Here is a 13,131-nt window from a genome sequence, read left to right on the forward strand (position 1 = left end):
AATCGCGCCGATGACCTTGCGACACGTGCGTACCGTCACTTTGACCCTAGGGGAACCCATGCGTGCACCACGGATCGTCGCCGGGGCGACGACCGCCTTTCTCGTGCTCGGGCTGCTCGTCGCAGCACCGAGCGCCGCCTCGACACCTTCCGTCACGATCGACACCGCCGCGACAGCCACAAACAGCACCGGCGACGTCGTGCTCGCGTGGAAGGCGATTCCTGGCGCCACGTCCTACAAGGTCGAGATCGCGGACGACAGCTCGTTCAGCAGCGCGAACATCGTCGACTTCGCGACGACGTCCGCGCTCAGATGGGTTCCGACGACCGGCCTGTGGGGCTCGACCGACGAACGCGAGCTCTTCTGGCGGGTCGTGCCGAACGGCGTGGGCGCTTCGGGCTCGGACGCCCAGGTCCACCGCTTCAGCCGTGCAGCTGCGCCCAACCCCGTGCAGACCGCCCCGGCCGCCGACGCGATCGTCGACTATCCGGCACCAGTCACGTTCACGTGGCAGCCAGTTCCCGGTGCACAGGACTACACGCTCACCTACTGGACCAGCAACGGCTCACCGATCGAGGTCAGAGGCCTGACGACCACGTCTCACGCGCCGGCCGAGCCCCTGGGCGCGGGCACGTGGCAGTGGAACGTCAGGGCGAGCTTCAGGTCGTCTGGCGCGTCCCTGGCGACGTTTGCGGGGCCCACGTCGACGACGAGGACCTTCACCACCCGGTGGACGGACGCCGCTTCCACACCGACCCTCATCAAGCCGGCCGACGGTGCGGTGCTCAACGACGTCGAGCTTGCCTGGTCCCAGGTCCCCGGCGCGTCGAAGTACCTGCTCGAGCTCTCCTTGGATGACGAGTTCACGAAGGTCAGCCTGACGAGCGAGGTGTCAGGGACCGCCTTCTCCCTCACGCGCCCCCTCCCCAGCACCACATACTTCTGGCGGGTACGCGCCTTCGATGCGCAGGGCAACGCTGCCAGCAAGCACTCGGCGACCCGCCAGCTCCGCAAGATCATGGGCGCCAGCGCTGATTCCGTGCCGGCCCCAGGGAGCGAGACGACCAGGCCCGTGCTGACCGTCGGCAGCACCGACCTGGCCGCGCCCGTGTCGATCCCCCACGACACGTTCGCGATCACCTGGGAGCCGGTGCCGCGCGCGTCGTTCTACGAGGTGGTCGTGACCCAGCTCGGCGGTGGCGATCCAGTCACCTGCAAGACCGCGAGCACGACTGCCACGATCCTCGCCGACTACGTGTCGACCGGTAACCAGACTGCCGCTCACTACTCCGGCGGACCGTGCCTCTGGAGCACAGACGCCAGGCGCGCCATCATGCCGGGCAAGCTCTACTCGGTGACGGTGACCGCCGTCAACGTCGCGGCAGACAGCGCCGCGGCATACCAGACGACGGATGCGGACAACGCCGCGGTCGTCCCCTCGGCCAAGTCTGACGAGCACTTCTTCGTCGTGAGCGAGGGTGGACGACCGACCTTGAACGATGTCGTGCCGGATCAGATCGGTCTCGTCTCGACCGATGCAGTCAGCCCGACCTTGTCCTGGTCCCCGCTCACCTATACGCCCGACGGCGGGGCCGGACCGTCCCGGGCCGGCTACATGGTCGAGCTGTACACGGACAGCACGAAGTCGTCGCAGATCGGCACCTACTGGACACCGACCCCCGTCTTCACGCCCAACGGCATCTTCGCCCGGAACACGACGACGGCGTCGAGCGACGCCTACTTCGCCGTGATCACGCCCATGACCAGCGGACTGGTCGACCGGAGCGCGTGGGCGCGGCTCGTCGGCCCTGCCACGGGTTCCGTCTCGTGGAAGCGCACCGGCGAGTCCCCAGCCGCCGGAACGGTCGCTGACGTCGGCGGGCAGAAGCTCTTGCGGATGACCCCAACGCCGAAGTCCGCGCTCGGGGGCGCCAGTCGGGGCTATCGGGTCCTCATCCACCAGAAGGGCAGCTCGGACACGTTCGCGACGCTCAACGTCGACCAGCCCTCGACGCTCGCAGCCAAGCAGATCGCCTACTCGGCATCCAACGTCGGACTCACCTCCCTCCCTGCCGGTGCGTACGAGTTCCGCTACGCCATCCTCGACGGCGCCGGCCAGCCGGGCCCGTACTCGGCCCGGACGGGATTCACGATCGGCTACCAGACGGTGACGGCAATGTCGGAGACCGTCCTTCCCGGGGCGACCGGAACCGTCCTCACCTGGGAACCCACTGTCAGCGCCGCCTCCTACGAGGTCTCGGTCACGCCGCAGGGCGGCACCGCGAAGAAGATCCCGACCGAGCAGACGTCGATCGTCGTGACGGATCAGACCCCGGGCGTCACCTACAGCTGGTCGGTCACGTCGCTCGACAAGGACAAGAACCGCTCCGAGGCGTCGAGCCTCCGAACGTATGTCGCACCGGTCGGCAAGGTGACGACCAGTGGAGCCACCAGCTCCCCGGCATCGACGGTGCGCCTGACATGGACCCCGGTAACGGGGGCGTCCCGCTACCTCGTGAGGCTGCGCGAGGCTGGTTCGAGCTCGACCGTGGAGGTCGCCGAGACTGCGGCGACCTCGTGGACACCGACCAAGTCGTTGGCGTACGGCAAGGCCTACTCATGGGATGTTCGTGCCGTGCCGGAGAAGTACTTCACGGTGTCGAGCACCACTCGTCCCGTCGTCGCGGTCTCCCCTGACGCCACGTTGACGGTGACGACTGCTCCCGGCACACCGTCAGGCCTGCGTCTCGCGAGCGGTCCGGCGTCGGTCACTGCATCCTGGACCGCCCTTGCGGGCGTCGCGCGCGGCAGCTCGCTCGCGCCGGGTTACGTGCTGCGCTACGGCGTGGCCCGCGCTGACGGTCTCGATCCCGCATGGACGACCGTCGTCGTCGGGTCGGGCACGTCGAAGAAGCTCTCAGGTCTGCGGCCCGGCACGACATACGTCGCCCAGGTCGCTGCCGCCAACGCACAGGGCCAGAGCGCATGGAGCCGCTCCGTGACCGCGAAGACGGCCGACTCGGGACCGTCTGCCCCACGTCTGGTCAAGGCCACGCGCGGCGACCGGTCCGCGAAGGTCGTGTGGACCGCTCCCACGTCCGCCGGCACGAGCGGTATCACGGGCTACCTCGTGCAGACGCGGACGTACTCCTCGGGTGCCTGGTCCGCCTGGCGCTCCACCCGGGCGGCGGCGGCCGCAAGGTCGGTCACGGTCTCGAACCTCACGAACAGCCTCAAGACCGAGGTGCGAGTCCTCGCGACGTCGCGGGCCGGCAACAGCCCGGCGTCCGCGTCGGCCATCGTCACGCCAGCAGGCAAGCCGCTCGCCCCGTCGGGCGTCAAGGCGTCGTCGACCAAGAAGAAGACCGTCAAGATCACGTGGAAGGCGGCCTCCGCCAACGGCTCGAAGGTCACCGGCTACGTCGTCCAGTACTCGACCAACGGCAAGAGCTGGAAGACGCTGAAGTCGACGACCGCAAAGAGCTACACCTGGAAGAAGGCAAAGTCCAAGAAGACCTACCACTTCCGCGTGTACGCGAAGAACGCGCTCGGCTCGGGCGCGAAGAGCAGCTCAGCACGGGTCGTCGTCAAGTAGACCCAGACACGAAGGGGCGGGACCGCGCACGCGGTCCCGCCCCTTCGCCGTCAGGTCTCGTGCGACCCTTGGGTCTCAGCGCAGCTGTTCAGGGATCGCGTCGAGGTAGCCCTGGGCGTTGCGCCGGGTCTCGGTGACCGAGTCGCCGCCGAACTTCTCCACCACGACCTCCGCAAGCACGAGCGCGACCATCGCCTCGGCGACCACGGCGGCCGGAGGTACCGCGCAGACGTCCGAGCGCTGGTGCTGCGCCCTGGCCTCCTCGCCGGTCGCGACGTCGACCGTCCGCAACGCACGCGGGACCGTCGAGATCGGCTTCATCGCGCCTCGGACGCGCAAGACCTCGCCGTTGGACATCCCGCCCTCGACTCCCCCGGCGCGGTTCGACAGGCGCTCGAGCCGGCCGCCGGAGCCGACGACGATCTCGTCGTGCGCCTGAGAGCCGCGCCGCGCAGCCGAACGAAAACCGTCTCCGATCTCGACGCCCTTGAACGCCTGGATGCCCATGACGGCCGCAGCGAGCCGCGAGTCGAGGCGGCGGTCCGAGTGGACGTACGTGCCCAACCCTGACGGGACACCGTAGCCGAGCACCTCCACGACGCCACCGAGGGTGTCCCCGTCCTTGTGGCACGCGTCGATCTCCGCGACCATCGCGGCGCTCGTCGCTTCGTGGAAGCAGCGCACCGGGTCGGCGTCCAGGGCAGCGACATCCTGCGGCGACGGGAGCGCTGCGTCGTCGGGCACCGCGACCGGGCCGATCGCCGTCACGTGGGAGACGAGCCTGACGCCCACGGTCTGCTCGAGGAAGCGCGCTGCGACCACCCCGAGCGCGACCCGCGCCGCAGTCTCCCGCGCGGACGCCCGCTCGAGCACGGGCCGAGCGTCGTCGAAGCCGTACTTGCGCATGCCGACGAGGTCCGCGTGCCCGGGCCGCGGCCGCGTCAACGGACGGTTGCGTGCGATCTCCCGCGCGTCACCGGTCCCCGCGTCGACCTGCAGCGCACCAGCGTCCACCGGGTCTGCGGCCATGACGTCGACCCACTTGGGCCACTCGGTGTTGCCGATCTCGATGGTCAGCGGGCCACCCTGTGTCACTCCGTGACGCAGACCGGCGAGCACGCGGACCTCGTCCTGCTCGAACTTCATGCGAGCACCCCGACCGTAGCCGAGGCGTCGACGGGCGAGCGCGTCCTGGATGTCCGCGGTACGCACCTCCACGCCTGCGGGCAGGCCCTCGATCATCCCCACCAGGGCGGGGCCGTGCGACTCTCCGGACGTCAACCAACGAAGCATGTGCCGATCCTTCCACGTCGCCGTCCGCACGAGGGGCCCTGACCGCAGTGCGGACCGGCGCCGACGGCAGAGGGCGCCGCCGCAGGGTCACTGCGGCGACGCCCTCGGACGTCCGTACGACTACTTGATCACCGTCAACGGGTTCGTCCCCGACTGCGGCTTCGGGAGCTCGGTCGGGACGTCCTCGGGTGCCGCAAACTCGAGAGTGCCGTACTTGTCCTGCAGGACGTACGCCTGACCCGAGACCACGAGCGAGAGGTCGCCTGCCTTGCGGGCGGGCAGGCCGCCGGCCTCTTCGGTCTTCTCCATCGCGTTCCCCGTGAGACCGAGGACGAGCAGGAGGCGCTGGTCGGTGGCCTGGACCTCTGCGACGAACGCCATGACATCCGCGTACGTGCCCTGCAGCTCCAGAGTCACCGGCACCGCATACAAGCCGGTCACACCCGGTACCGGTGCGGCCGTAGCGGCCGTAGCCGCAGAACCGCCCGCCCCTGGCTCGTCGGTGCCCGGGTCGGCCGCGGCATCGGAGCCGCCTCCGAGCGGCACCTCGGTGGATGCTGAGATGCTGAGCGAGGCGATGACCACGTCATGCTCGTCCGCGATGTCCGCAAGCTCCCGCTGGAGCTGAGCGTGCTCGAGGCTCGCGGGGATCTGCGCCCGTAGACCGGCCAGCTCTGCACGATAGACGTCGATCTCTTCGAACTGCTTCTTCAGCAGCGCGATCTTCTTGCGCTCGATGTCGTTCTTCTCGTCCTGCACGACGGCCTGAGCCTCGGTCTCCGTACCCGTGTCATAGACGGGCTTGGCGAGCAGGAACCAGGTGCCGAGGAGGATGACGGCGCTCAGCAGGATCGTGCCGACGATCCAGCTGCTCTGCTTCACTGTGCCCATCAGTTGCTTCCTCCCTCGACGCCGAACGTTCTGCCGGCAAGCGCCCCGATCCCCACCTGGACGGTGGACGTGACCTCGTAGTACGGCTCTGCATCGACCGCGGCGACCCGCGACTCCTGGAGCGTCGCGTCGGAGAAGCCAGGGATCGACTCGAGACCGTCAAGCCACTCGGACGCTTTCGGCAGGCTCGGCGAGTGCGCCACGAAGACCACCGACCCCACACCCTGTGCGTTGAGCGGATCAGCGCCGCTCACGACCGGACTCAGCGGGGAACCGTTGACCACCTCGAACATCGTGATCGTGACGTCGTCAGGCAGCACGGCCCCGATCGCGTCCAGGTACGGCTTCCAGGAGACCTCGGTCGCCATACCGAGCGCGCGCGCCGTCCGCGCCTGGTCGATCGCGGCGAGCACCGCCGTCACCTCGGCGTACTCGGCCTTCTCGCGAGCGAGACTCGTCGCCGTGTCCTGCGCGCTCGCGAGATGGTCGTCCGCGCGAGTGTTGCGGTCCTGGACGAACAGGTACATGCCACCCGCACCGAGCATGGCAAGCACGACCACGCCCGCGAGCACGCGCTTGACCCTGGCGAAACCACGACCAGCACGGATCTCTGCGGGCAGGAGGTCCACCTGCGGGAGAAGCGGTGCTCCGAGCGCGCCCTTGCCGGTCTTGACCTTGCCCGAGGACTGGCTCGGCTGAGCAGACTTCATCTTGCCCTTCTCGAAGACACTCATGCGGCCACCCCCATCGCGAGGCCGAGCGACAGCGCCATCATCGACTCGTGCCCGACGAAACGCTCGCGGCCGCCGATCGCCTTCGACACCTCGAGCGCCTCGAGAGGATCGCCGAGCTGGACGTTGAGCCGCGTGGAGCTCGCAAGAAGCTGCCCGAGGCCAGGGAGCTTTGCGCCTCCACCGGTCAGCGCGATGACGTCGATGTGACGGTTGCGCTGGGACGTGAAGTAGGAGAAGGAACCACGTACCGACTCGAGCAGGTTGTGGGTGATGTGGAGCACCGACTCAGCGGTCTCGCGGTACTCGGGGGGCACAGCGATCCCGACACCGATGTCGCGCTTGAGCATCTCGGCGTCCTGGTTCGAGGCCCCGAGGGTCCGCGCGACGGCGTCGGTCACGTCCTGGCCTCCCGAGGGCAGCGCGCGGACGAAGCGGGGAACACCGTCCTCGACGACGACGACGTTCGTGATACGAGCGCCGATGTCGACGAGCGCGACCGTCTGCGAGCCGAGCCGCCCGCGGGTCATGCCGCGCAGGAGCGCGAACGCGTTCAGGTCGACCATCACGGGGCGAAGGCCGGCTGCCTCGACGGCCAGCAGGTTCGCGGCGACGGTGTCCTTCGCCGCCGCCACGAGGAGCCCGTCGAGCGTGCGCCCGTTCGTGCTGTCGACCTCGTCTGTCGGATAGAAGTCGAGAAGTGCGTCGTCCGTCGCCATGGGGAGCATGTCCTGCACCTGGTAGGGCAGCGACTGGCGGAGCTGGGTCATGGGCAGCCACGGCAGCGACAGCTCACGAACGGCAACGCGCTGGTTCCCGACCCCGACGATCACGTCCTTCGAGCCGAACTTGCCCTTCGCCCAGAGCTCCTTGAGCGCCGAGGCGACGATCTGCTGGTCGGCGACCTCACCGTCGCGGATGACGTTGACCGGCAGCGGCATCTCGTCATACTTGACGAGAGTCGCTCCGGACCGACCCGACCCGAACTCGATCTCGGCTGCGCGTACTGCGCTCGTGCCGATGTCGAGCCCGATCGCTCGCTTCTTAGCCACACGTCCTCCCAAGGGCGAGGGTATTGATGTTGTTGCGTCTGAGGGCGCCTGGTTCGCCATGAACGCGCCAGGGATCGCACCTCTACGTGAATCGGCAGTCCGGGCTCGGATCTTGAGCGCGATCACCGAGGCGTGTCGGCGGCTCGAGGTCACGAGCCCACAGCTAGAGCATCAGTCCGAGGTAGGCGTCCCAGACCTGTGCGCCGGCCACGACGCCGAGTGCCGCGCCGCCGATCATCCAGGGACCGAACGGGATCCCGGACTTTCGCCCGGCTCGGCGCGTCACGATGAGCAAGATCGCGTACACGCCGCCGAGCAGGAACGCGCCGAACGACCCTACGACAAACGGTCCCCACCCGAGCCAGCCGAGCGCCAGCCCTAGCACACCAGAGAGCTTGACGTCGCCAGCTCCCATCCCCGCGGGGTACACGATGATGACCAAGAAGTAGAAGACGAAGAGGATGGCACCGCACACGAGCGCCCGCCACAGCGCCGACCAGTCCTGCTCGCCCCACGACGCTAGGACGAGGAGCGCGACCACGACGCCGTACGACGGCAGCACGATCTTGTCGGGCAGGCGGTGCACATCGAGGTCGATGAGCGTCAAGGCGACCGAGATCGCACCGACGTAGAGATACGCGGGCAATGCCCAGCTGACGCCGAGATGCAGGGTGACCGCCACGAACACCACGGCCGTCCCGGCCTCGACGAGCGGGTACCGGCGCGAGATCGCCGTGCCACAGTCGCGGCAGCGTCCCCGCAGCAAGAGCCAGGACACGACCGGGACGTTGTCGCGCCGACGGATCCGACCGTGGCATGCAGGACAGGCGCTCGGCGGGTGCAGCACGGACTCGTCACGCGGCACGCGCCAGACGACGACGTTGAGGAACGAGCCGATCGCGAGGCCGAGGACGGCCGAGATGGTCAGTGCCAGCCCGGCGAGGTACCCGTCAGACAGGTCCAAGGAGACCAAGCTCACCCGTGGATCTCCCGGTAGTCCCCGAGGGTCGCGGACTGCTCGAGCGGCGGGGCGTTCCACTTCTGCTCGGACTCACCGTTGCAGGGCGCGACGATCATCTTGGACCATGCCAGGTTGTACTTGTCACCGAGCCCGAGGCACCGCCCGTAGCGGTCCTTGAACGTCCAGCTATCCTTCCAGGTGCCTGCGTCGGCCGTGCGGGACCAGTTCAGGTCCGCGCCGCCAGAGCTGCACAGCACGAGCGTGACGTAGGCAGGGCTGGCCGAGGGGGACGGCGTCTTCATGCAGTACGTGGTCGAGGCACCACGGTTCTTGTTCTGGTAGACGCGGACCTGCTGTGCCCCCGTCGAACCACGCAGGTCCGCGGGCTCGTTGTAGTACCACTCGTGGTTCCAGTAGAGGAGGCCGCGACCCGAGGGGTCCTGCTTGCACGGGTAGACGATCATGAACTCCCGGCCGGTGCTCTCGTCGGTGACGTCGGTGCACCGACCGAACTCGAGGTAGTTGACGATCTGGTTCGTCGCCTTCGACGCGGCGCCGGCTCCCACACGGGAGTCGGGGTCGAACGACGACCACGCGGTGTTCGAGCCGCACGAGCCGACCCGGAGAGCGACGCCGTCTGCGACGGCAGTCGTGTTGGCACCGGTTCCCAGGCAGAAGTTCGAGTTGCCCGTCTTCGTCGAGTTCTGGACCTTCCAGACGGCGCCACCCTCCCAGGAGAAGAGCTGGCGCGTGTCACCGTTGCACCGCTCGAGCGTGGCCGCCACCGAGCCGGACGACGGCCGTCCCTGGATGCACAGGGGCACGTATCCGCTCGTGTCCGTGATCGACAGGTGGATCGAGTAGTCGTTGCGCCACGACCACATGCGCAGCGGGTCGTCGGAGCGGCACTCCTCGGCCGGGACGTACCTGACGGTCGATCCCGCGGTCGTCCCGCTCGCCTCGAGGCAGAACCCGAGCCCGTACGCGTAGATCGCGCCACCCTCGACGTTGTCGTTCGTCAGCTGGAAGGTGTAGATCGTCTCGAGGGTCCGGTCCCCGGCCGCGGTCGCGAGCCCTGGGATGCCGTCGCCGAGACCCTCGGACGAGATGACGGCGAACATCGGAGCGGCCGCCAGGCCGTTGCCAGGCGTGCAGGCCTTCGCGTTCGTCGCACGCCACGCGGATGTCTGGCCGGACGGGTCGAGGTCGTAGTACCTGATGGTGGCGCGGTAGGTGTAGTTCGTGCTGCCGTCGACCGGACCGGTCACGGTGCACGGGAGCTTGCGCGGGTCGCCGAGCTCAGCGCCCGAGATCGGGTCGATCATGCGCGCGGACCGCAGCACCGTGAGGCTCGCGTCGACGCCAGCCTCAGCGGCGGAGATCGTTCGGCTGTTCTTGGCGGCGAACAGCGTCGGCTTGATCTGCGCGGTGATGACACCGAGCATCAGGACGCTGACCGCGGTGCACACCATGATCAGGAGGATCGCAGTCGGCATCGCGTAGCCGTCGTCCTGCGCCTTGCGCGCTCTCAGCAGAGTCATGGTCACTCTCGTCCCATCCCGGTGCAGATCATGATGTCGCTGCGACCGTCGTTGTCGAGGTCGGCGTTGGTCGTCGAGGCGCTCGACGTGTTTCGTGCGACGAACTCGGTCTCGAGCCCGGACCCCGCCTGCGCCGCGCTGGGGCGCACGTCGAGGCTGACCTTGAGCCGCTGGTTCGCGTAGACGTTGTCGGCGGGTGAGAACCGGAAGGGCAGCTGCGCCGGGATGTTCAGGTCGTTGTGGACGTCGTCGCTGAACGTGTACCAGGCCCGCGCACCTCCACCGCTTGGCCCCGGCGCCTCACGGCGCTGGAGCTCACCGTCCGCCGAGACCCGCCACTGGATGCACCGTTCAGGCTGCCCGCCCTCGACGACCTGGATGAGGTACTCGACGTAGTAGGCGCCAGAAGGCCCCTTGCCTGGCCGGTTGATCGCCGACGCGTAGCGCACCTCTTTGTCCATCCGCTGGAAGACGGTTCGCACCACGGACCCGGTGTCGCTGACCGAGACCGCGCGCGCGGTGTTCTTCGTCATCGTCACGACGCCGGCCATGAACACGGCGATCACCGCGGTGAAGACACCGAGCGCGACGATGAGCTCGGTCAACGTCACTCCACCTTCGCCGGAGAGCGGGCCCCGCCGTTCTGTCTGCTCGTCCATCAGCTGCCCCTCACGTCGCTCAGGGTCACGGTAGCCGGATCGCTCGTCCACGTGAGGCCACCCCCTGAATACGTCACCGTGTAGGTGAAGCGGCAGGTGCCCCGCCAGGTGCTGGAGATCGACGTCGTCCGGAACGCGAAGGTCCCGTTCGTGGCGTGCGAGAGCGAGACGCTGGCCGCGGCGCTGCCACTGCCCGAGGTGCGCGTGCAGGTGGGCTGCGACGCGAGCGCGTAGGTCACCCGCGAGCTCGCCGCGTTCGGGATGTTCCCGGACAACGGTGAGACGTTGGCGGTCGTCACGCCACGGACCGTGCCGGAGTGCGAGTAGTCCTTCGCCACAGGCAGGACGCGAACCGTCGCCGTCTGGGTCTCGGAGCGGTCGCCCGCCCCGTTCTCGAGCTGGAACGTGAAGGTGTAGAGGCCGACGGTGTTGGCAACCGGGCGGAAGCGGATCGTCGTCGTGCCGTCGCCGGTGAGCGTCGGGGTTCCCGTACCGGTCGCATCGACGCGGGTGGGGCCCGAGAGGATCCTCACCTTGTTGCTCGCGGACCCGCCAGCGGCGGTCTGGACGTCGAGCGTCACAGCCGTCGTCGTCGAGCCCTGGCCGTCGATCGTGAGCTCGGCGTCGCTCGCGGCGACGGCGCTACCGATGCGGACGGTCACCGTGCCCGTACGTCCGGGAACCAGTGCCGGGTTGTCGCTCGCGAGGTCCAGGGCCCCGTCGTCGAGCGGCACGGTCGTCACGATGCGATACGTGAACGTCGTGTCACCCAGCGGAGCGGAGGCCGATGCGGCGAACCGGATCGTGCCGTCCGGGTTGACCGTCGCGACGCCGTGGGGAGACTGCGTGACGACCTCTGTCCGCGACGCAGTACCACGGTCGTTGCCGAGAACAGCGATCGAGGCGGTAGAACCGGCGGCGACCCGGGCGCCGGAGTCGTCGAACGCGACCGGGTAGACCAGGACCGTCACGGTCGCCTCGTTCGAGTTGCGCCCCTGCGCGTCACGCAGCTTGTACTTGAACTTGACGACGCCTGAGTAGTTGGCAGGTGGCGTGTAGGTGATCGCACCCATGTTCGTACCCGACGTGATCACCGACGCGGTCCCCTGGGTGGGCGCCACGGTGATGGTCGTCGGGTTGGACCGCTTCGACACGATGACGTCGTTCTTGAGGATCTCGACCGGGAGGCCTGGGCCACCGGCCACGGCGTCGATCGAGTCGTCGTTCGCGACGGGGGCGGTCGACACGTTCCACACTGCGTCGCTCGTGGGGTCGATCAGCGAGGTCATCGTGTAGAGGCATCCGTCGCCGCCGCACTTGGCGACACCCGGGTCCCAGGTGGCGACGACGATCGCGCGGTACACGAGTGTCGATCCGGCGCCAGGGTTGACCCGCACGCAGGTCGTGTCAGATGCCGAGGCGCTCTTGGCGCGGTAGCAGCTGCCGATGAGGGTGGTGACGTCGTACGTCATCTCCGAGACGCGGACCTGGCGCGTGACGGGAAGGGTGACGGTCGGGCTCGCGGACGCGGCGGGGTCCCACAGCTGGTTCGTCTCGGCGACGAGGTCCGGGTCGAGCGCGGCGACCGTCGAGAACGCCGCGTTGACCTCAGCCTGCGTCCGGCCGATCACGAGCGGGGTCGGGTCCGCGGCCGCGCCGGGGCGCGGGTAGACGGACCGGACCTTCTCCATGGCCTGGGTCGCGACGGAGGCGGCGGCCTGGGTGCGCTGGAGGTGCGAGGCGGTGCTCGAGCCGCGCATGAAGAACATCAGCACCGCTGACGCGACCATGCCGACGATGAAGAGCGCGACGATCACCTCGATGAGGGAGAAGCCCTCATCCGTGGTCGTCCTCGGGTTACGCCGCATCGCTTCTCTCCGTCGTCGTTCGGTCGAGACGCCGCACTGGGGACCAAACCGGAAGGCTTGGTCCCCAGGCGGGTGCCGCTCAGCGCTCGGGCTGGGCGGCGAGGTGGATCACGGGGTCTGCAGACCGCCCTGGTCGCTGATGTACTCGAACGTGGTGTTGGTGCCCTTGTCGGCGTTCACACCAGTGATCTCGAAGCGCTCGGCCTCGGGCGCCACGGTGATCACCGTGTCGGCGTCAGACAGGGTGATCGTGTTGCCCGCGCCGGTCACACCGTTGAGCGTGACGGTGTCGCCAGCAACGGTGACCGCGCCCACGTACGTCTGGTTGTCGACGTAGAACGTCTCCATCTCGTTGGCGATCGTGCGGATGTCGGACTTGATGCCCGCGTCGACGGCCTTCTTGCGCTGGTTCAGGAAGACCGGGATGGCGATCGCCGAGAGGATGCCGATGATGATGATGACGACGAGGAGCTCGATCAGGGTGAAACCCTTGTCCTTCTCCTGCATGGACTTCTGCACGCGAGCGATCATGCCCGGCCT

10 protein-coding genes are annotated in these 13,131 nt (G+C 68.4%); 1 reads left to right on the plus strand and 9 read right to left on the minus strand.

The features are described 5' to 3' along the window. The first annotated feature begins 58 nt into the window (after positions 1-58). Positions 59-3,595: a fibronectin type III domain-containing protein gene (locus AC4F3Q_RS06920; RefSeq protein WP_491039323.1), complete on the plus strand. Its 3,537-nt coding sequence runs from the start codon at positions 59-61 to the stop codon at positions 3,593-3,595. A 75-nt stretch (positions 3,596-3,670) separates the two neighbouring features. Here the strand turns inward: AC4F3Q_RS06920 and aroC are convergent, their stop codons facing one another. The 9 genes from aroC to AC4F3Q_RS06965 all read right to left on the minus strand — a co-directional run bounded on the left by aroC (position 3,671) and on the right by AC4F3Q_RS06965 (position 13,122). Further along, the gene (aroC, locus tag AC4F3Q_RS06925; protein ID WP_491039324.1) at positions 3,671-4,888 is read right to left on the minus strand and encodes a chorismate synthase; all 1,218 of its coding nucleotides are present in this window, start codon (positions 4,886-4,888) and stop codon (positions 3,671-3,673) included. A 120-nt stretch (positions 4,889-5,008) separates the two neighbouring features. Continuing rightward, positions 5,009-5,779, minus strand: coding sequence for a hypothetical protein (locus AC4F3Q_RS06930; protein WP_491039325.1), 771 nt, complete (start codon positions 5,777-5,779; stop codon positions 5,009-5,011). Beyond that, on the minus strand, positions 5,779-6,513 hold the full coding sequence (locus tag AC4F3Q_RS06935; RefSeq protein WP_491039326.1) for a PilN domain-containing protein: 735 nt from the start codon (positions 6,511-6,513) through the stop codon (positions 5,779-5,781). Before AC4F3Q_RS06935 ends, AC4F3Q_RS06930 begins: the two co-directional genes overlap by 1 nt. After that, positions 6,510-7,562 (minus strand): type IV pilus assembly protein PilM, encoded by a 1,053-nt coding sequence (gene pilM, locus AC4F3Q_RS06940; RefSeq protein ID WP_491039327.1) that lies wholly within the window; start codon positions 7,560-7,562, stop codon positions 6,510-6,512. Before pilM ends, AC4F3Q_RS06935 begins: the two co-directional genes overlap by 4 nt. A gap of 163 nt (positions 7,563-7,725) precedes the next feature. Then, a complete protein-coding gene (locus AC4F3Q_RS06945) occupies positions 7,726-8,526 on the minus strand; it encodes a prepilin peptidase (RefSeq protein WP_491039328.1) in 801 nt (266 codons plus the stop codon). Between the two features lie 11 nt (positions 8,527-8,537). Then, positions 8,538-10,064 carry a hypothetical protein gene (locus tag AC4F3Q_RS06950; RefSeq protein ID WP_491039329.1) on the minus strand — a complete coding sequence of 509 codons (1,527 nt, stop codon included), beginning with the start codon at positions 10,062-10,064 and terminating at the stop codon, positions 8,538-8,540. Positions 10,065-10,066: 2 nt separating this feature from the next. Beyond that, on the minus strand, positions 10,067-10,723 hold the full coding sequence (locus AC4F3Q_RS06955; RefSeq protein WP_491039330.1) for a PulJ/GspJ family protein: 657 nt from the start codon (positions 10,721-10,723) through the stop codon (positions 10,067-10,069). Further along, positions 10,723-12,591 (minus strand): Ig-like domain-containing protein, encoded by a 1,869-nt coding sequence (locus AC4F3Q_RS06960; RefSeq protein WP_491039331.1) that lies wholly within the window; start codon positions 12,589-12,591, stop codon positions 10,723-10,725. Before AC4F3Q_RS06960 ends, AC4F3Q_RS06955 begins: the two co-directional genes overlap by 1 nt. Before the next feature lie 108 nt (positions 12,592-12,699). Next, positions 12,700-13,122, minus strand: a complete 423-nt coding sequence (locus tag AC4F3Q_RS06965; RefSeq protein WP_491039332.1) for a prepilin-type N-terminal cleavage/methylation domain-containing protein — start codon at positions 13,120-13,122, stop codon at positions 12,700-12,702. Positions 13,123-13,131: the final 9 nt, after the last annotated feature.

It is taken from the genome of Flavimobilis sp. BM9 (genome assembly GCF_058313055.1).